The sequence below is a fragment of the Pseudomonas benzenivorans genome (assembly GCF_033547155.1).
Lineage (GTDB): Bacteria > Pseudomonadota > Gammaproteobacteria > Pseudomonadales > Pseudomonadaceae > Aquipseudomonas > Aquipseudomonas benzenivorans_B.
This window is the reverse complement of sequence record NZ_CP137892.1, coordinates 968,230-985,692: the sequence shown is the minus strand read 5'-3', so window position 1 is coordinate 985,692 and position 17,463 is coordinate 968,230. Positions and strand designations below refer to the sequence as shown.

At 63.9% G+C, this 17,463-nt stretch carries 21 protein-coding genes and 1 tRNA gene; 4 read left to right on the top strand and 18 right to left on the bottom strand.

The genetic code is table 11. The features are described 5' to 3' along the window. Positions 1–4 precede the first annotated feature (4 nt). The 12 genes from rlmN to trmJ all read right to left on the bottom strand — a co-directional run bounded on the left by rlmN (position 5) and on the right by trmJ (position 8,939). Positions 5–1,153, bottom strand: a complete 1,149-nt coding sequence (rlmN, locus tag SBP02_RS04605; protein ID WP_318645219.1) for a 23S rRNA (adenine(2503)-C(2))-methyltransferase RlmN — start codon at positions 1,151–1,153, stop codon at positions 5–7. 24 nt (positions 1,154–1,177) lie between these two features. Next, the gene (ndk, locus tag SBP02_RS04600) at positions 1,178–1,609 is read right to left on the bottom strand and encodes a nucleoside-diphosphate kinase (RefSeq protein WP_208708651.1); all 432 of its coding nucleotides are present in this window, start codon (positions 1,607–1,609) and stop codon (positions 1,178–1,180) included. Between the two features lie 100 nt (positions 1,610–1,709). Further along, positions 1,710–1,910 carry a Fe-S cluster assembly protein IscX gene (gene iscX, locus SBP02_RS04595; protein ID WP_318645218.1) on the bottom strand — a complete coding sequence of 67 codons (201 nt, stop codon included), beginning with the start codon at positions 1,908–1,910 and terminating at the stop codon, positions 1,710–1,712. 24 nt (positions 1,911–1,934) lie between these two features. Next, positions 1,935–2,273 carry an ISC system 2Fe-2S type ferredoxin gene (gene fdx, locus SBP02_RS04590; RefSeq protein WP_318645217.1) on the bottom strand — a complete coding sequence of 113 codons (339 nt, stop codon included), beginning with the start codon at positions 2,271–2,273 and terminating at the stop codon, positions 1,935–1,937. 2 nt (positions 2,274–2,275) lie between these two features. After that, the gene (gene hscA, locus SBP02_RS04585) at positions 2,276–4,141 is read right to left on the bottom strand and encodes a Fe-S protein assembly chaperone HscA (protein WP_318645216.1); all 1,866 of its coding nucleotides are present in this window, start codon (positions 4,139–4,141) and stop codon (positions 2,276–2,278) included. A 50-nt stretch (positions 4,142–4,191) separates the two neighbouring features. Further along, positions 4,192–4,713, bottom strand: a complete 522-nt coding sequence (gene hscB / locus SBP02_RS04580; RefSeq protein WP_318645215.1) for a co-chaperone HscB — start codon at positions 4,711–4,713, stop codon at positions 4,192–4,194. A 7-nt stretch (positions 4,714–4,720) separates the two neighbouring features. Further along, complete coding sequence (gene iscA, locus SBP02_RS04575; protein WP_208708646.1) at positions 4,721–5,044, bottom strand: iron-sulfur cluster assembly protein IscA; 324 nt, start codon at positions 5,042–5,044, stop codon at positions 4,721–4,723. Positions 5,045–5,056: 12 nt separating this feature from the next. Then, complete coding sequence (gene iscU, locus SBP02_RS04570) at positions 5,057–5,443, bottom strand: Fe-S cluster assembly scaffold IscU (protein ID WP_090239371.1); 387 nt, start codon at positions 5,441–5,443, stop codon at positions 5,057–5,059. A 47-nt stretch (positions 5,444–5,490) separates the two neighbouring features. Then, entirely contained in the window at positions 5,491–6,705 is a 1,215-nt protein-coding gene (locus SBP02_RS04565) for an IscS subfamily cysteine desulfurase (protein ID WP_318645214.1), read from the bottom strand. A 49-nt stretch (positions 6,706–6,754) separates the two neighbouring features. Continuing rightward, positions 6,755–7,249, bottom strand: coding sequence for a Fe-S cluster assembly transcriptional regulator IscR (gene iscR, locus SBP02_RS04560; protein WP_318645213.1), 495 nt, complete (start codon positions 7,247–7,249; stop codon positions 6,755–6,757). A 138-nt stretch (positions 7,250–7,387) separates the two neighbouring features. Next, on the bottom strand, positions 7,388–8,167 hold the full coding sequence (cysE, locus tag SBP02_RS04555) for a serine O-acetyltransferase (RefSeq protein ID WP_318645212.1): 780 nt from the start codon (positions 8,165–8,167) through the stop codon (positions 7,388–7,390). Further along, a complete protein-coding gene (gene trmJ, locus SBP02_RS04550) occupies positions 8,160–8,939 on the bottom strand; it encodes a tRNA (cytosine(32)/uridine(32)-2'-O)-methyltransferase TrmJ (RefSeq protein ID WP_318645211.1) in 780 nt (259 codons plus the stop codon). Before trmJ ends, cysE begins: the two co-directional genes overlap by 8 nt. A gap of 145 nt (positions 8,940–9,084) precedes the next feature. Between trmJ and suhB the strand changes: the two genes are divergently transcribed. Next, complete coding sequence (suhB, locus tag SBP02_RS04545; protein WP_318645210.1) at positions 9,085–9,900, top strand: type III secretion system regulator SuhB; 816 nt, start codon at positions 9,085–9,087, stop codon at positions 9,898–9,900. 101 nt (positions 9,901–10,001) lie between these two features. On the opposite strand, the gene SBP02_RS04540 is transcribed toward suhB, so the two are convergent. From SBP02_RS04540 to queA, 6 genes are all read right to left on the bottom strand, one after another. Then, on the bottom strand, positions 10,002–10,541 hold the full coding sequence (locus SBP02_RS04540) for a glycine zipper 2TM domain-containing protein (protein ID WP_318645209.1): 540 nt from the start codon (positions 10,539–10,541) through the stop codon (positions 10,002–10,004). A 127-nt stretch (positions 10,542–10,668) separates the two neighbouring features. Next, positions 10,669–11,574 (bottom strand): protein translocase subunit SecF, encoded by a 906-nt coding sequence (gene secF, locus SBP02_RS04535; RefSeq protein ID WP_318645208.1) that lies wholly within the window; start codon positions 11,572–11,574, stop codon positions 10,669–10,671. Positions 11,575–11,583: 9 nt separating this feature from the next. Continuing rightward, positions 11,584–13,452: a protein translocase subunit SecD gene (gene secD, locus SBP02_RS04530; protein ID WP_318645207.1), complete on the bottom strand. Its 1,869-nt coding sequence runs from the start codon at positions 13,450–13,452 to the stop codon at positions 11,584–11,586. 62 nt (positions 13,453–13,514) lie between these two features. Continuing rightward, the gene (yajC, locus tag SBP02_RS04525; protein WP_208708637.1) at positions 13,515–13,850 is read right to left on the bottom strand and encodes a preprotein translocase subunit YajC; all 336 of its coding nucleotides are present in this window, start codon (positions 13,848–13,850) and stop codon (positions 13,515–13,517) included. 41 nt (positions 13,851–13,891) lie between these two features. Further along, on the bottom strand, positions 13,892–15,007 hold the full coding sequence (gene tgt / locus SBP02_RS04520; protein ID WP_318646298.1) for a tRNA guanosine(34) transglycosylase Tgt: 1,116 nt from the start codon (positions 15,005–15,007) through the stop codon (positions 13,892–13,894). A 14-nt stretch (positions 15,008–15,021) separates the two neighbouring features. Beyond that, positions 15,022–16,071 carry a tRNA preQ1(34) S-adenosylmethionine ribosyltransferase-isomerase QueA gene (queA, locus tag SBP02_RS04515; protein WP_318645206.1) on the bottom strand — a complete coding sequence of 350 codons (1,050 nt, stop codon included), beginning with the start codon at positions 16,069–16,071 and terminating at the stop codon, positions 15,022–15,024. 112 nt (positions 16,072–16,183) lie between these two features. Here queA and SBP02_RS04510 point away from each other — a divergent pair. The 3 genes from SBP02_RS04510 to SBP02_RS04500 all read left to right on the top strand — a co-directional run bounded on the left by SBP02_RS04510 (position 16,184) and on the right by SBP02_RS04500 (position 17,429). Next, positions 16,184–16,268: transfer RNA gene (locus SBP02_RS04510), tRNA-Leu, on the top strand. A gap of 341 nt (positions 16,269–16,609) precedes the next feature. Next, positions 16,610–16,822 carry a cold-shock protein gene (locus tag SBP02_RS04505; RefSeq protein WP_003298189.1) on the top strand — a complete coding sequence of 71 codons (213 nt, stop codon included), beginning with the start codon at positions 16,610–16,612 and terminating at the stop codon, positions 16,820–16,822. 112 nt (positions 16,823–16,934) lie between these two features. Next, positions 16,935–17,429, top strand: coding sequence for an RDD family protein (locus SBP02_RS04500; protein WP_318645205.1), 495 nt, complete (start codon positions 16,935–16,937; stop codon positions 17,427–17,429). Positions 17,430–17,463 lie beyond the last annotated feature (34 nt).

The following is a 17,463-nucleotide window of genomic DNA, read 5'->3' as shown; positions in this document are numbered from 1 at the left end:
CTCTTCAGGTTCGATTGGCGGCGGAACGCGGCGTTTCGGTCTCGCTGCTCAATTCACGCACGGCGATATAGCGGGCGCTGCGGCGGGTGCGATCCATGACCTGGCCGACCAGCTGGCCACAGGCGGCATCGATGTCCTCGCCACGGGTCGTGCGCACGGTGACGTTGTGCCCGGCCTTGTGCAGCAGGTCCTGGAAGCGGCGGATGGCATTGTTGCTCGGCCGCTCGTAGCCGGAGTGAGGGAAGGGATTAAACGGGATCAGGTTGATCTTGCAAGGCACTTCCTTGAGAAGTGCGATCATTTCCTCAGCATGCTCCGGTTTATCGTTGACATCCTTGAGCAGGGTGTACTCGATGGTCAGCACGCGCTTCTCGCCGAGGCGCGAGACATAGCGTTTGCAGGCCGCCAGCAGCATGTCCAGGGGGTACTTCTTGTTAATCGGCACCAGCTGGTTGCGCAGCTCGTCGTTGGGCGCATGCAGCGACAGCGCCAGCGACACGTCGATGACCTCGCCCAGCTTGTCGATCATCGGCACCACGCCCGAGGTGGACAGGGTCACCTTGCGCTTGGAGATGCCATAACCGAGGTCGTCCATCATGATCTTCATGGCGGCGACCACGTTGTCGAAATTCAGCAGCGGCTCGCCCATGCCCATCATCACCACGTTGGTGATGGCGCGATCGATCTTCGCCGGCACGGTGCCGAATGACTTGTTGGCGATCCACACCTGGCCGATCACCTCGGCGGCGGAGAGATCGCTGTTGAAACCTTGCTTGCCGGTGGAGCAGAAGCTGCAGTCCAGGGCACAACCGGCCTGGGACGAGACGCACAGGGTGCCACGCCCGCCTTGGGGGATGTACACGGTCTCGACGCAACTGCCGGACGCCACCCGCACCACCCACTTGCGGGTGCCGTCGGTGGAAATATCTTCGCTGACCACTTCCGGGCCGCGAATCTCGGCACAGGCCTTGAGCTTCTCGCGCAAGGCCTTGCCGACATTGCTCATGGCGTCGAAGTCATCGACGCCAAAGTGGTGAATCCATTTCATCACCTGGCCGGCACGGAAGCGCTTTTCCCCGATGCTCTCGAAGAACCGTTCCATTTCTGGCTGGGTCAGACCCAGCAGGTTGATCTTGCCGGTAGCTTCAGTCATGGCTTCACCCTCGCGTGGTTCGCCTTAGCGAATGCGCGCGCACACCTCGGTGGAGGCGAAGAAGTAGGCAATTTCGCGAGCAGCGGACGCCTCGGAGTCGGAGCCGTGCACGGCGTTCTCGTCGATGGACACGGCGAAGTCGGCGCGGATGGTGCCGGCAGCGGCTTCCTTCGGGTTGGTGGCGCCCATCAGCTCGCGGTTCTTGGCGATGGCGTCTTCACCTTCCAGGACCTGGACGATGACCGGACCGGAGGTCATGAAGGCGACCAGGTCCTTGAAGAAACCGCGCTCGCTGTGCTCGGCGTAGAAACCGGCGGCTTCGCGCTCGGACAGCTGGACCATCTTCGAGGCGACGACGCGCAGGCCGGCTTTCTCGAAGCGAGTGGTGATCTCGCCGATGACGTTCTTGGCGACGGCGTCGGGCTTGATGATGGAGAAGGTACGTTGAACAGCCATGAAAAACTCCAGAAACAGGGATTAAAGCGAAAAATTAAACCCGCGAATTATACGCGGGTTCCGGTTAAATGCGTAGGGTGGCGCCATGCCGGCGCCCGGCTCAGTCGAGCTCTTCGATCCAGGCCGCCTGAATCGCCTCGAGCACCTTCTCGCCACCGCGCTGGGGGTCGTCGGCGAACTCCGGCAAGTCCAGCACCCAGCGATGGAGATCGACGAAGTTGACGTAGCGCGGATCGACTTCCGGCTTGCTCTCGGCGAGCTGGATGGCGATTTCCAGCACATCGGTCCATTTCAGACTCATGAACTGCTCCTTCACTCGGGGGAATCAGTGGCCTTCGGAGACCTGGTTGATGGTGTACTTGGGAATCTCCACCACCAGGTCCTGATCCGCCACCACCGCCTGACAGGACAGGCGCGAGTTTGGCTCCAGCCCCCAGGCCTTGTCGAGCATGTCGTCTTCCAGCTCGTCGGAAGGCTCCAAAGAGCCGAAGCCCTCGCGGATCACCACGTGACAGGTGGTGCAGGCGCAGGACTTCTCGCAGGCATGCTCGATGTCGATGCCGTGAGCCAGCGCCGCATTGAGCACGGTTTCGCCCGCCTCCACCTCGATAACCGCGCCCTCGGGACAGTGCTCGGCGTGGGGCAGAAAAATCACCTGCGGCATGCTTATTCCTCGATTTCGTTAAGACTACGGCCGGCCAGGGCGGCCTTGACCGTGGCATCCAGACGCCGCGCCGCGAAGGCATCGGTCAGCTGGGTCAGACGCTTGGTCTGCTGCTCGATGGCCAGGCCATCGGACCCGGCCATCAGTTCGCGCAACTCATCCATCTGCGACTCGATCGCCAGGCGCTCCTCGCCGCTGAGCAGGCGCTCGCCATCGGCCTGCAGGGCGGCCTCGACGGCCTCGAGCAGACGCTGGGCGTCGACCTGCTGCTCGCGCAGCACGCGGGCCGCCTTGTCGTCGCCGGCATGCTGGAAGGAATCCTGCAGCATACGGGCGATCTCGCCATCGGTCAGGCCGTAGGACGGCTTGACCTGAATGCTCGCCTCCACCCCCGAGGCCAGCTCGCGGGCCGCCACGTTGAGCAGGCCATCGGCATCGACCTGGAAGGTCACGCGAATCTTCGCCGCACCGGCCACCATAGGCGGAATGCCGCGCAACTCGAAACGCGCCAGGGAGCGGCAGTCGCTGATCAGCTCGCGCTCGCCCTGCAGCACGTGAATCATCATGGCCGTCTGGCCATCCTTGTAGGTGGTGAAGTCCTGGGCCCGCGCCACCGGGATGGTGGTATTGCGCGGAATCAGCTTCTCCATCAGCCCGCCCATGGTTTCCAGGCCGAGGGACAGCGGGATCACATCCAGCAACAGCAGCTCTTCGCCCTCGCCGCGCTGGTTGCCGGCCAGGGTATCGGCCTGGATGGCCGCACCGATGGCGACCACCTGATCCGGATCGATATCGGTCAAGGGTTCGCGACCGAACAGCTCGCTGACCGCCTGGCGCACCCGCGGCACCCGGGTCGAGCCGCCGACCATGACCACCGCCTCGACCTGCTCCAGCTCGATCTCGGCATCGCGCACGGCGCGGCGGCAGGCCTTGAGGCTGCGCGCCACCATCGACTCGATCAGCGCGTCGAAACACTCGCGGGTCAGCACGCCATGCCATTCGCCATGGCTCACCTCCACCGAGGCATTGGCGCTGAGCGCCTCCTTCGCCGCGCAGGCCTCGCTCAGCAGGCTGCGCTGGGCGCCGGGGTCCAGGTCGGCGGACAGACCGGCCTGCTCGACCATCCAGCCGGCGATGGCATGGTCGAAGTCGTCACCGCCCAGGGCGCTGTCGCCGCCGGTGGCCAACACCTCGAACACGCCACGGGTCAGGCGCAGGATGGAGATATCGAAGGTGCCGCCGCCCAGGTCGTAGATCGCCACCACGCCTTCGGCCTGCTGATCCAGGCCATAGGCCACGGCCGCCGCGGTGGGCTCGTTGAGCAGGCGCAGCACATTCAGCCCGGCCAGGCGCGCGGCATCCTTGGTGGCCTGACGCTGCGCCTCGTCGAAGTAGGCCGGCACGGTGATCACCGCACCGACCAGCTCGCCGCCCAGGGTGCTCTCGGCGCGCTCGCGCAGCACCTTGAGGATATCGGCGGAAACCTCCACCGGGCTCTTCGGCCCCTGCACCGTGTCGATGAAGGGCATATGCGACTGACCGCCGACGAAGCGGTAGGGCAGCTGCTCGCCCAGCTGCTTGACGTCTTCCAGGCCGCGGCCCATCAGGCGCTTGACCGACTGCACGGTATTCAGCGGGTCGCCGGGGGCGGCGGCCTTGGCAGCCTCACCCACCTCGATCCGGTCGGAGTGATAGCGCACCACCGAGGGCAGGATCACCCGCCCCTCGGCATCTGGTAGCGGCTCGGACAGGCCGCTGCGCAGGGCGGCGACCAGCGAATTGGTGGTACCCAGATCTATCCCCACAGCCAAGCGACGCTGGTGTGGCTGGGGGCTCTGTCCGGGCTCAGCGATCTGCAGTAAGGCCATGATTAATAAGTGCTTATCTGGATTTCAGGTACGCAGGCTGACTGCGAGCGTTAATCGTCGAGGCGCTCTTCCAGCTGGCGCACCTCGTGGGCGAGCTTGTCGAGGAATTGCATCCGTCGCATCAAGCGCTCGGCCTCCTCGCGCCGCGCCGGGTCGTCCCAGCAGCTGGCGAAGCTCTCGTTCAGCTCATCCTGAGCCACTTTCAGGCGACGCTTGAAGGTGTCCACGCCGGCCAGGTCGGCGCTGTCCTGCAGCTCCTCCAGCTCTTCGCGCCAGTGCATTTGCTGCATCAGGAAACCCGGATCCTGCACCGTGACCTCCAGCGGCAACTCGGGGCCACTCAGGGCCAGCAGGTAACGCGCACGCTGCGGCGCATGCCGCAGGGTCTGGTAGGCCTCGTTGAGGCTGGCCGAGCGCTCCAGGGCCATGCGCTGCTCACGCTCGGAGGCGTCGGCGAAGCGATCCGGATGAACGCTACGGGCCAACTCGCGATAACGCGCGGCCAAGTCGTCTATATCCAGGCGGAAGCTCGGCTGCAGGTCGAACAGGGCGAAATGACAAGGACTTCCCACAAGCGCCTCAGATGTTGAAGCTCTCGCCGCAGCCGCATTCGCCGCGCACGTTGGGATTGTTGAACTTGAAGCCTTCGTTCAACCCTTCCTTGACGAAGTCCAGCTCGGTGCCGTCGAGGTACACCAGGCTCTTCGGATCGATGATCACCTTGACCCCGTGACTCTCGAATACCTGGTCCTCGCTGGCTGGCTCATCGACGAACTCCAGCACATAAGCCAGGCCGGAACAGCCGGTGGTGCGCACGCCCAGGCGAATGCCTTCGCCCTTGCCGCGCCCCTCGAGGGAGCGGCGCACGTGCTGCGCGGCAGCTTCGGTCATGCTGATAGCCATCGATAGTCCTCCTTAGAGCAAGCCTTTCTTCTGCTTGTAGTCGCGCACAGCTGCCTTGATGGCGTCCTCGGCGAGCACCGAGCAGTGGATCTTCACCGGCGGCAGCGCCAGTTCCTCGGCCAGCTGGGTGTTCTTGATGGTCTCGGCCTCGTCCAGGGTCTTGCCCTTCATCCACTCGGTGGCGAGGGAGCTGGAGGCGATGGCCGAACCGCAGCCGTAGGTCTTGAACTTGGCGTCTTCGATCACGCCCTGCTCGTTGACCTTGATCTGCAGGCGCATCACGTCGCCGCAGGCCGGCGCGCCGACCATGCCGGTGCCGACGCTGGGGTCTTCGGCGTCCATCTTGCCGACGTTGCGCGGGTTTTCGTAATGGTCGATGACCTTTTCACTGTATGCCATGCTGCTATTCCTCTCTCATCAGGTGCCGCTCTTCGGCAGCTCGCTTGTTAGTGTGCTGCCCACTCGATCTTCGACAGATCGACACCGTCCTTGTACATGTCCCACAGCGGCGACAACTCGCGCAGCTTGGTGACCGCCTCGCGAACCTTCTGCGCGGCGTAGTCGACTTCTTCTTCGGTGGTGAAGCGACCGAAGGTGAAACGGATGGAGCTGTGCGCCAGCTCGTCGTTGCGCCCCAGGGCGCGCAGCACGTAGGAGGGCTCCAGGGAGGCCGAGGTGCAGGCCGAACCGGAGGAGACCGCCAGGTCCTTGAGCGCCATGATCAGCGACTCGCCCTCGACGTAGTTGAAGCTCAGATTGAGGTTGTGCGGCACGCGGGCCGTCAGGCTGCCGTTGACGTACAGCTCTTCCAGGCCGTCGACCTGGGCGAAGAAGCGGTCGCGCAGGGCCAGCACGCGCTGGTTCTCCTGGGCCATCTCCTCCTTGGCGATACGGAAGGCCTCGCCCATGCCGACGCACTGGTGGGTGGCCAGGGTCCCGGAACGCATGCCGCGCTCGTGGCCGCCGCCATGGGTCTGGGCCTCCAGGCGCACGCGCGGCTTGCGTCGCACGTACAGGGCACCGACCCCCTTGGGGCCATAGGTCTTGTGCGCCGAGAAGGACATCAGGTCGACCTTGAGCTTCTCCAGGTCGATTGCCACCTTGCCGGTGGACTGGGCGGCATCGACATGGAACAGCACGCCGCGGGAGCGGGTCAACTCGCCGATGGCGGCGATGTCGTTGATCGTGCCGATCTCGTTGTTCACATGCATGATCGACACCAGGGTGGTGTCATCGCGCAGCGCCGCCTCGACCATGGCCGGGGTGATCAGGCCGTCTTCGCCCGGCTCGAGGTAGGTGACCTCGAAACCCTCGCGCTCCAGCTGGCGCATGGTGTCGAGGACCGCCTTGTGTTCGATCTTCGAGGTAACCAGGTGCTTGCCCTTGCTGCTGTAGAAGTTGGCCACACCCTTGATCGCCAGATTGTCGGACTCGGTGGCGCCGGAGGTCCAGACGATCTCGCGCGGATCGGCCCCTACCAGCTCGGCGACCTGACGGCGAGCATTTTCCACCGCCTCTTCGGCCTTCCAGCCGAACACGTGGGAACGCGACGCCGGGTTACCGAAGTTGCCATCGACCAGCAGGCACTCACTCATCTTCTGGGCGACACGCGGGTCGACCGGCGTGGTGGCGGAATAATCGAGGTAAATCGGCAATTTCATTGACTCTCTCCTATCAGGTCACGGGCCTCGCAGCCCGGCGCCCTTGCATTCAATCGACGGTGGACGCTTCAATCTTGTCCAGATGCGGCATCAAGCCACTGCTGCAGCGACGCTGGTCCTGACGCTGAGCGACTTCCTGCACCTCGCGGCGCGTCACCAGGTCGGCGAGGCTGATGCCACTGAGGAATTCGTGAATTTGCTGACTGAGGTCGCACCACAGGTGATGGGTCAGACAGGTGTCGCCGCCGTGGCAATCGCCCTGCCCCTGGCAGCGAGTGGCATCGACCGACTCGTTGACCGCGTCGATCACCTCGGCCACCTGGATACCGCGCATGTCACGCGACAACTGATAACCGCCGCCCGGGCCACGCACGCTGGACACCAGGTTGCCGCGTCGCAACTTGGCGAACAGCTGCTCCAGATAGGACAGGGAAATGCCCTGACGCTCGGAAATATCGGCGAGAGACACCGGACCCTGCTGCGCGTGAAGCGCCAGGTCGAGCATCGCCGTGACGGCATAGCGGCCTTTGGTGGTCAGTCGCATGGAGGGTTACCACGGGATCACTATTCGCCGCGAGTATGCAATTCCCGAGTATTTAAGTCAACTATAAGACCTATGGATTCACTCGGAATTAGGCGACACGAAGGGCGCGCAGCATAGCAGAATGCCGCGCACCACGCATCAGGCGGCCGGTTTGCCGTCCTGATCCTTGCAGACGTCGGCGAAATCCTCGTCGCGCAGCGCCGGCAATTCCTTCGCGCAGTAGTCGCTGCCCAAGGCGGTGAGCGCACTGCACATGCCTTCCAGGCGACCGTCGACGGCCTGCAAATGATCGAGCAGCTGACCGATGGCGCGCGCCACCGGGTCGGGCATGTCCTGGCCGACACCATAGGCATCGAAGCCGAGCTTCTCCGCCATGGCCTGGCGCTTGGCCTCCTGCTCGCCATCGACCTTGACGATGATCCGCCCGGGAATCCCCACGGCCGTAGCGCCGGCCGGCACCGCCTTGGTGACCACGGCGTTGGAGCCGATCTTCGCCCCCGCACCGACCGTGAAGGGCCCGAGCACCTTGGCCCCCGCACCGACCACCACGCCATCTTCCAGGGTCGGGTGACGCTTACCCGCGTTCCAGCTGGTACCCCCCAGGGTCACCCCCTGGTAGAGGGTGACATCGTTACCGATCTCGGCCGTCTCGCCGATGACGATGCCCATGCCGTGATCGATGAAGAAGCGCCGACCTATCTTGGCCCCCGGATGAATCTCGACGCCGGTCAACCAGCGACCGAAGTTCGACACCAGCCGCGCCAGCCACTTCCAGCCCGAAGTCCACAAGGCATGCGCCACGCGATGCAGCCACACCGCATGCAAGCCCGGGTAGCAGGTCACCACCTCGAGCGCATTGCGCGCCGCCGGATCGCGGTGAAATACGCTCTGGATATCTTCCCGCATGCGCTCAAACATCAGATTTCCCCTGCCTATGGTGCTCACCACGCGCGGCCTTGACCGTCTCGGTCAGAATGCCACGCAAGATATTCATTTCCAGCTTGCTGATGCCGCTGCGCCCGTACAACCGACGCAGGCGACTCATCAGATGCCGCGGCTTGGCCGGATCGAGAAAACCGATTTCCACCAAGGACAGCTCCAGGTGCGCATAGAAGGACTCCAACTCGTCCGCCGTCACCGGCTGCATGTCGAGCATCGCAGTGGTTTCCAGCTTGGCGACCTTGGTCGGCCGGTCCTGCGCCGCCAGCCAGGCCATGCGCACCTCGTAGGCCAGCACCTGCACCGCCGCCGCCAGATTCAGCGAACTGAACTGCGGATCGGAGGGAATGTGCACATGAAACTGGCAACGCTGCAGCTCTTCGTTGGTCAGGCCGGCGTATTCGCGCCCGAACACCAGGGCCACCTCGCCGCCCTGCGCCGCCTGCTCGCAGCTTGCCACCCCGCACTCACGCGGGTCCAGCAGCGGCCAGGGAATGCGTCGATCCCGCGCACTGGTACCGAGCACCAGGCTGCACCCGACCAATGCCTCTTCGAGGGTGCCGACCACCTGCGCCGCATCGAGGATATCCGTAGCACCGGAGGCCCGCGCCACCGCCTCGCCACTGGGAAAGTCAACCGGGTCGACCAGCACCAGGCGCAACAACCCCATGTTCTTCATGGCGCGCGCAGCCCCGCCGATGTTGCCGGGATGACTGGTATTGACCAAAACCACGCGAATGTTCTGCAGCAACTCGAGGGCTCACATTGCAAATACAAGGGGAGGAAATATTACAGAACCCCCCCCATTAATGCCATGCGCGGCGCAGGCGGCACTTCAACCAACGGGCTTTTCTGCTAGAATGGCCGGCTTTCTTTAACGACCCAGGTGAACATCCATGCAGCCCATGCTGAATATCGCGCTGCGCGCAGCCCGTAGCGCCGGTGAAATGATCTTCCGCTCGATCGAACGCTTGGACGTCATCTCGGTCGACGAGAAGGATGCCAAAGATTACGTGACGGAGATCGATCGCTCCGCCGAACAACTGATCATCCAGGCCCTGCGCAAGGCCTACCCGAACCACGGCTTCCGCGGCGAGGAAGGCGCTGCGATCGAAGGGACAGGCGAAGGCGCCGACTACCAGTGGATCATCGACCCACTGGACGGCACCACCAACTTCATCCGCGGCGTCCCGCACTTCGCCGTCAGCGTGGCCTGCAAGTACCGCGGTCGCCTCGAGCACGCGGTGATCATCGACCCGGTCCGTCAGGAAGAATTCACCGCCAGCCGCGGTCGCGGCGCCGCCCTCAACGGCCGCCGCCTGCGCGTCAGCACACGCAAGAGCCTGGAAGGCGCCCTGCTCGGCACCGGCTTCCCGTTCCGCGACAGCCAGCTCGACAACCTGGAAAACTACCTGGGCATGTTCCGCAGCCTGGTCGGTCAGACCGCCGGCGTACGCCGCGCCGGCGCCGCCAGCTTGGACCTGGCCTACGTCGCCGCCGGGCGCTTCGACGCCTTCTGGGAGTTCGGCCTGTCCGAGTGGGACATGGCCGCCGGCGCCCTGCTGATCCAGGAGGCGGGCGGCCTGGTCAGCGACTTCAGCGGCGGCCACGAATTCCTCGAGAAGGGCCAGATAGTCGCCGGCAACACCAAGTGCTTCAAGGCCGTGCTGACCGCAATCCAGCCGCACCTTTCGACGAGCCTGAAGCGCTAAGCCGCGTCAGCGAACACAAAAAACCGGCCTAGCGCCGGTTTTTTATCGCCCACGAAAAAGCGCCCCGCGGGGCGCTTCCTAGGGTTCGGCGCAGCGCCGCATCACTGCACGGACTGCGTCAGCACCAGCCGACCATCATCGCCGACCGGGATCTGCCGACCCGGATCATGATCCATACGCACCTGACCGACCTTGCCGTCGAGCTGGTACTTCACGTCGTAGCCGACCAGCTCCTCGCTGGTATCGGTCACCGTATTACAACGCCGCTCGGTGGTGGTGTAGGTGTCGCTGGCCTGCATGTTCTCCTGCACCTTGTTGCCGGCATAACCGCCGCCGACTGCACCGGCGACCGTGGCAATCTTCTTGCCGGTACCGCCGCCCACCTGATTGCCGAGCAAGCCCCCGACCACCGCGCCTATGGCAGTACCGGCGATGCGGTGCTGGTCCTGCACCGGCTTCTGCCGGGTCACCGTCACGTCCTGGCACACCTCGCGCGGCGTCTTGATGGTTTCCTTGACCGGCTGCACGGCAAGCACCTCCGCGTACTCTGGCGCACTGACCAGCTTGTAGGTCGCCACCGCGCCACCGGCGGTGACACCCACGGCACCCAATACCGCCCCCACGAGCATCGACTTGTTCATGGCTTTCTCCTGAATCCCAGTCCATCCGGCGCATCCCGCCTCATTCGCAGGGTTGGACCCGAGGGTCTCGCGGCAAGTTCCACGACGACCGCATCCAACCACCGCGAGTGCGACGGAGCTCTCGAACTCAGGGGCGCTCGTCGACCTCTTCGGCCACCACCGGCGGGATCAGGTCCTCGACCGTCAGGTCGAGCCATACCAGCACCACGTTGGCGATATAGACCGACGAGTAGGTACCGGCGAACACCCCGATGAACAGCGCGATGGCGAAGCCGAACAGGTTGTCACCGGCAAACAGCAGCAGCGCGCCGATTGCCAGCAGCGTGGAAATCGAGGTTGCCAGGGTGCGCAGCAGCGTCTGGGTGGTGGAGATGTTGATGTTGTCGATCAGGCTGGTCTTGCGCAGCACGCGGAAGTTCTCGCGCACCCGGTCGAACACCACGATGGTGTCGTTCAACGAGTAACCGATAATCGCCAGCAAGGCCGCCAACACCGTCAGGTCGAAGGTGATCTGGAAGAACGACAGGAAGCCCAGGGTGACGATGACGTCATGCACCAGGGAGACCATGGCCCCCATCGAGAACTTCCACTGAAAGCGAAAGGCCAGATACAGCATGATCCCGCCCAGCGCCAGGAGCATGCCGAGCCCGCCCTGATCGCGCAGCTCCTCGCCCACCTGCGGCCCGACGAACTCGACCTTTTTCACCTCGACTGCATCGCCGGACTGACCCAGGGCCGTGGCGACCTTGTTGCCCAGGCCGGGATCGTCGCCCTGCATGCGCACCACCACATCGGTGGTCGCACCGAAGCTCTGCACCACGGCATCGGCGAAACCGGCCTCGGCCAGCCGCTGACGCACCTTGCCGAGGTCGGCCGGCTGCTCGTAACCCAGCTCGATCTGGGTGCCGCCGGTGAAATCCAGCCCCAGGTTCAGACCCTTGATGAACAGGCTGCCCAACGACAGGAGCGTCAGGACCACCGTGAGGGCGAACGCGATATTGCGCACGCCCATGAAGTTGATCGTACGATTCATCTCAGCCCCTTAGATCCACAGCTTCTTGAAGTCACGTCCACCGACACTCAGGTTGACCATGGCGCGGGTCACCAGAATCGCCGTGAACATCGAGGTGAGAATCCCCAGCGACAGGGTCACGGCAAAGCCCTTGACCGGACCGGTACCCATGGCGAAGAGAATGCCGCCGACCAGCAGGGTGGTCAGGTTGGCGTCGACGATGGCCGTGAAGGCACGATCGAAGCCTTCGTGGACGGCGCGCTGAATCGACATGCCATTGGCGATTTCCTCACGGATGCGCGAGAAGATCAGCACGTTGGCATCCACAGCCATACCCATGGTCAGCACGATACCGGCGATGCCCGGCAGGGTCAGGGTGGCGCTGAGCAGCGACATCAGCGCCAGCAGCAGCACCATATTGAAGCCCAGGGCAATGGTCGCCAGCACGCCGAAGTAGCGGTAGATGGCGATAATGAACAGCGAGACGAACAGCATGCCCCAGAGCGAGGCCTCGACGCCCTTGGCGATGTTGTCGGCACCCAGGCTCGGGCCGATGGTGCGTTCCTCGGCGAAGTACATCGGCGCCGCCAGGCCGCCGGCACGCAGCAGCAGGGCCAGCTCGGAGGACTCGCCCTGGCCGTCCAGGCCGGTGATGCGGAACTGGCTGCCGAGCGGCGACTGGATGGTCGCCAGGCTGATGATCTTCTTCTCCTCGACGAACCCCGGGATCGCCACTTCCTGCTCGACGCCGTCGACCGTTTGCCGCGCGTAGCGGGTCACCGGCTTCTGCTCGATGAAGATCACCGCCATGCTGCGTCCCACGTTGTTACGCGTGGCGCGGTTCATCAGGTCGCCGCCATGGCCATCCAGACGGATGTTCACCTGCGGGCGACCGTTCTCGTCGAAGCTGGCCTGAGCGTCGGTGACCTGGTCGCCGGTGATGATCAGCTCGCGCTCGAGCTGCACCGGTGGCCGACCCTCCTCGCGAAACTCGAAGGTTTCGGTGGCCGCCCGCGGCGCATCCAGCTCGGCCTGCAGGCGGAACTCGAGGTTGGCGGTCTTGCCGAGAATGCGCTTGGCCTCGGCGGTGTCCTGCACGCCCGGCAGCTCCACCACGATACGGTTGGCGCCCTGACGCTGGACCAGCGGCTCGGCCACACCGAGCTCGTTGACCCGGTTACGCACCGTGGTCAGGTTCTGCTTGATCGAGTACTCGCGAATCTCGGCGAGCTTGGCCGGGGTCAGGCTCAGGCGCAGCACCTGCATCTCGTTGCGCTCGACGGCGACCAGCTCGAAGTCGTTGAACTCCTTGCGGATCAGGCGCTCGGCCTGCTCCAGGGTCGCTGCATCGGCGAAGCCCAATTGAATCGCTTCATTAGCCTGAGGCAGGCTGCGATAACGCACCCGCTCCTTGCGCAGCAGGCTCTTGACCTCGCCCTCGTAGACCTTGCGCCGGGCATCCAGGGCCTTGTCCATGTCCACCTCCAGCAGGAAGTGCACACCACCGGACAGGTCCAGACCCAGCTTCATCGGACCGGCGCCCAGGTTGCGCAGCCAGTCCGGCGTGGTCTGTGCCAGGTTCAGGGCCACCACAAAGTCGCCACCCAGAACCCTGCGCACCACATCCTTGGCCGGCAGCTGATCTTCCTGGCTGACCAGACGCAGCAGACCGCCGCGCCCCTGCTCGGCCAGGCTCATCGCCTTGACCTCGATGCCAGCCTCGTTCAGCGCGCGACCGGCGCGCTCCAGATCGGCCTGCTCGACGCGCATCGCCGTGCTGTTGCCACTGATCTGGATGGCCGGATCGTCCGGGTAGAGGTTGGGTGCCGAATAGACGAAGCCGATCGCCAGCACAGCCACGATCAGCAGGTACTTCCACAGAGGAAACTTATTGAGCATGACGCCGCCCGTTATGACGCGGGGCGCATTTAGCGCCCCGTCGAATGGTGATGATGTGGAGCTCAGATGGCTTTCAGCGTGCCCTTGGGCAGGGTGGCGGCGATGGCCACCTTCTGGATCTTCAGCTCCACCGTGTCGGACGCCTCGATGACCACGAAGTCGTCGCTGACCTTGGTAACCTTGCCGGCGATGCCGCCGCTGGTCACCACTTCGTCACCCTTCTGCAGGTTGCCGATCAGGTTCTTGTGTTCCTTGGCACGCTTGGCCTGGGGACGCCAGATCATCAGATAGAAGATGACCAGGAAACCGACCAGGAACACCCACTCGAAACCGGTGCCGGCAGGACCGGCGGCCGGGGCAGCCGCATCGGCATAAGCAGCGGGGATCAAAAAGCTCATGTAACACTCCTGTTGGAAAGGTCTTTGAGAACAGCGATAGATCAGGCGAGGGGCGGTGTCGGCAGCCCGCGTCGCGCATAGAAGGCATCGACGAAGGCGGCCAATGTACCCTGTTGAATTGCCTCGCGCAAACCAGCCATGAGGCGCTGATAGTGGCGCAAGTTGTGCACTGTATTGAGCATGCTTCCCAGCATTTCGCCGCACTTATCCAGATGATGCAGATAGGCCCGGGAGAAATGCTGGCAGGTGTAGCAGTCGCACGCGGGGTCCAGCGGCGAGTCGTCGTGCTTGTGCACCGCATTGCGGATCTTCAACACCCCGGTCTCGACGAACAGGTGGCCGTTGCGCGCATTGCGGGTCGGCATCACGCAGTCGAACATGTCCACGCCGCGGCGCACGCCCTCGACCAGGTCCGCAGGCGTCCCGACGCCCATCAGGTAGCGCGGCTTGTCCGCCGGCAACTGCGCCGGCAGGTAGTCCAGCACCCGGATCATCTCCTCCTTGGGCTCGCCGACCGACAGCCCGCCGATGGCCAGGCCGTCGAAGCCGATCTCGCTCAGCTCCTCCAGCGAACGCAGGCGCAGCTCTTCATGCATGCCGCCCTGGACGATGCCGAACAGCGCCGCACTGCTGTCGCCATGGGCCTCCTTGGAACGCCTGGCCCAGCGCAGCGACAGCTCCATGGAGCGTTTGGCCACGTCGAACTCGGCCGGATAGGGCGTGCACTCGTCGAAGATCATCACGATGTCCGAGCCGAGGTCGCGCTGCACCTGCATCGACTCTTCCGGCCCCATGAACACCTTGGAGCCATCGACCGGCGAGGCGAAGTACACCCCCTCCTCCTTGATCTTGCGCATGGCGCCCAGACTGAACACCTGGAAACCACCGGAGTCGGTGAGGATCGGCCCCTGCCACTGCATGAAGTCGTGCAGGTCGCCGTGACGCTTGATCACCTCGGTGCCCGGACGCAGCCACAGGTGGAAGGTATTGCCGAGGATGATCTGCGCGCCTATGGCCTCGATGTCCCGCGGCAACATGCCCTTGACCGTGCCATAGGTGCCCACCGGCATGAACGCCGGGGTCTCGACTACGCCCCGGGGAAAGGTCAAACGCCCCCGGCGCGCCTTGCCATCGGTCGCCAACAACTCGAAAGACATGCGACAGGTGCGCGTCATACAGTTTCCTCGGGCCCGCGCGGCGCGGGATTGCGGGTGACGAACATGGCGTCACCATAACTAAAGAAGCGATAACCCTCGGCGACCGCGCTCTTATAGGCCGCCATGGTTTCCGGATAGCCGGCGAAGGCCGACACCAGCATCAGCAGGGTCGACTCCGGCAAATGGAAGTTGGTGACCAGGGCGTCGACCACGTGCAACGGCCGCCCCGGATAGATGAAGATGTCGGTGTCGCCGCTGAATGCCTTGAGCACACCATCGCGCGCCGCGCTCTCCAGCGAGCGCACGCTGGTGGTGCCGACCGCGATCACCCGCCCGCCACGGGCGCGACAGGCGGCCACGGCATCGACCACCGCCTGACCGACCTCCAGCCATTCGCTGTGCATGTGGTGATCCTCGATGCGCTCGACCCGCACCGGCTGAAAGGTCCCGGCACCCACATGCAGGGTGACAAAGGCGGTCTCGACGCCCTTCTCGGCGATCGCCGCGAGCATCGCCTGATCGAAGTGCAGGCCGGCGGTCGGCGCCGCCACCGCACCGGCGCGCGCGGCATACACGGTCTGATAGCGCTCGCGATCCGCGCTATCGTCCGGGCGATCGATATAGGGCGGCAACGGCATGTGACCGATGCGCTCGAGCAGCGGCAGCACCTCTTCGGTGAACTGCAACTCGAACAGCGCCTCGTGGCGCGCCAGCATCTGCGCCTCGCCGCCACCGTCGAGCAGGATGGTCGAGCCCGGCTTGGGAGACTTGCTCGCACGCACATGGGCCAGCACCCGGTGGCTGTCCAATACCCGCTCGACCAGCACCTCCAACTTGCCGCCGCTGGCCTTCTGACCGAACAGGCGCGCCGGAATCACCCGGGTATCGTTGAACACCATCAGGTCGCCGGGGCGCAGGTAGCCCAGCAGATCGCCGAACTGGCGGTGGGCGAGCTGCCCGCTCGGCCCATCCAGCACCAGCAGGCGACTGGCCCGGCGCTCGGCCAGGGGGTAGCGGGCAATCAGGGAATCGGGTAGCTCGAAGTGGAAGTCGGCAACGCGCATGGCGGGAGGGAGTCGTATTTCAGGGCGGCAAAGCTTACCGGAAATCCCCCAAGCTGGCCACGCAAGTGGATTGACCGGGCGCAACCGCCTCCCTATACTGCGCCGCCATTGTGCCCCGGTGGCGGAACCGGTAGACGCGGCGGATTCAAAATCCGTTTTCGAAAGAAGTGGGAGTTCGAGTCTCCCCCGGGGCACCATAGATCCTTCAGTCGCTTTATCCAGCACAAAGCGACGCCTGGCAGTCATAGCGAACTGCGCCCTCAGCACCTACAAAATGCTTCTTGCACAGCTATCCTCGATAGTCAGCAAACAACCTCGATCCGCTGCGATTCTCGCGCTGCGCCGGGGTTGGCATTTGTCCAAAAGTTAGCGTAGAGTGATTGAACTGTGTTTGCATGGGTCGCCGTGAATCGTGACCTGATGCAGTAGATCCTCCAGATCCGCTACATCCCGCTCGACTTCTATTACTCTTTGCAACCAGTCTCAGTCCTCTATCATTTAGGGGCTGTCATCAACTCTAGTTTCAAGGAAATAAGACATGTCGAATCGTCAGAACGGTACCGTCAAGTGGTTTAACGACGAGAAAGGTTTTGGTTTTATCACTCCCGAGAGCGGTCCGGATCTGTTCGTGCACTTCCGCGCGATCGAAGGCAACGGCTTCAAGAGCCTGAAAGAAGGCCAGAAGGTCAGCTTCGTCGCCGTGCAAGGTCAAAAAGGCATGCAGGCCGACCAGGTTCAGATCCTGGGCTAATCGCCGCCGCTTTGAAGAACCCCTGATGCTGCATCAGGGGTTTTTTTATGCCTGAACGTAAATAAAACCGTACCTTTAAGACACTACCGCACCATTGCCCGACGAGCCCTCCATGCCCAAACACCTGCTGCGCCCGCAGGGTGACTTCCCCGCCGCCGGCCTGACCCGCCGCCTCGCGGCCCTGTTCTACGACTTCCTGCTGTGCATCGCCCTGCTGATAGTCGTGACCTTCGCCTACAAGCTCGTGCTCATGGGCTTCTACGGCGAGGCGCAACTCAAACGCCTGTCCGACGCCGGCGCTCTGGACGGCGACCCCCTGCTGTCGAGCCTGCTGCTGCTCAGCCTGTTCGGCTTCTTCGCCAAATTCTGGACCCACAATGGCCAGACCCTGGGCATGCAAGTCTGGGGCATTCGCATCCAGAACCCGGACGGCAGCGCCATCGGCCTGTGGCAGGCGCTGCTGCGTTTTCTGGTCGCCATCGTTTCATGGCTGTGCTTCGGCCTGGGCTTTCTATGGGTGCTCTGGGACAGGGAAAAACGCAGCTGGCACGACATCTATTCCGCCAGCCGCACCGTGCAACTGCCCAAGAATATCCACAAGAAATAACCCCCAGAAAAAAGCCGGCGATCTGCCGGCTTTT

Excerpts from the sequence above, each read along its gene's own strand:
- rlmN (WP_318645219.1), bottom strand. The coding sequence starts at position 1,153 with ATGACTGAAGCTACCGGCAAGATCAACCTGCTGGGTCTGACCCAGCCA.
- ndk (WP_208708651.1), bottom strand. The coding sequence starts at position 1,609 with ATGGCTGTTCAACGTACCTTCTCCATCATCAAGCCCGACGCCGTCGCC.
- iscX (WP_318645218.1), bottom strand. The coding sequence starts at position 1,910 with ATGAGTCTGAAATGGACCGATGTGCTGGAAATCGCCATCCAGCTCGCC.
- fdx (WP_318645217.1), bottom strand. The coding sequence starts at position 2,273 with ATGCCGCAGGTGATTTTTCTGCCCCACGCCGAGCACTGTCCCGAGGGC.
- hscA (WP_318645216.1), bottom strand. The coding sequence starts at position 4,141 with ATGGCCTTACTGCAGATCGCTGAGCCCGGACAGAGCCCCCAGCCACAC.
- iscA (WP_208708646.1), bottom strand. The coding sequence starts at position 5,044 with ATGGCTATCAGCATGACCGAAGCTGCCGCGCAGCACGTGCGCCGCTCC.
- iscU (WP_090239371.1), bottom strand. The coding sequence starts at position 5,443 with ATGGCATACAGTGAAAAGGTCATCGACCATTACGAAAACCCGCGCAAC.
- SBP02_RS04565 (WP_318645214.1), bottom strand. The coding sequence starts at position 6,705 with ATGAAATTGCCGATTTACCTCGATTATTCCGCCACCACGCCGGTCGAC.
- iscR (WP_318645213.1), bottom strand. The coding sequence starts at position 7,249 with ATGCGACTGACCACCAAAGGCCGCTATGCCGTCACGGCGATGCTCGAC.
- cysE (WP_318645212.1), bottom strand. The coding sequence starts at position 8,167 with ATGTTTGAGCGCATGCGGGAAGATATCCAGAGCGTATTTCACCGCGAT.
- suhB (WP_318645210.1), top strand. The coding sequence starts at position 9,085 with ATGCAGCCCATGCTGAATATCGCGCTGCGCGCAGCCCGTAGCGCCGGT.
- SBP02_RS04540 (WP_318645209.1), bottom strand. The coding sequence starts at position 10,541 with ATGAACAAGTCGATGCTCGTGGGGGCGGTATTGGGTGCCGTGGGTGTC.
- secF (WP_318645208.1), bottom strand. The coding sequence starts at position 11,574 with ATGAATCGTACGATCAACTTCATGGGCGTGCGCAATATCGCGTTCGCC.
- secD (WP_318645207.1), bottom strand. The coding sequence starts at position 13,452 with ATGCTCAATAAGTTTCCTCTGTGGAAGTACCTGCTGATCGTGGCTGTG.
- yajC (WP_208708637.1), bottom strand. The coding sequence starts at position 13,850 with ATGAGCTTTTTGATCCCCGCTGCTTATGCCGATGCGGCTGCCCCGGCC.
- tgt (WP_318646298.1), bottom strand. The coding sequence starts at position 15,007 with ATGTCTTTCGAGTTGTTGGCGACCGATGGCAAGGCGCGCCGGGGGCGT.
- queA (WP_318645206.1), bottom strand. The coding sequence starts at position 16,071 with ATGCGCGTTGCCGACTTCCACTTCGAGCTACCCGATTCCCTGATTGCC.
- SBP02_RS04505 (WP_003298189.1), top strand. The coding sequence starts at position 16,610 with ATGTCGAATCGTCAGAACGGTACCGTCAAGTGGTTTAACGACGAGAAA.
- SBP02_RS04500 (WP_318645205.1), top strand. The coding sequence starts at position 16,935 with ATGCCCAAACACCTGCTGCGCCCGCAGGGTGACTTCCCCGCCGCCGGC.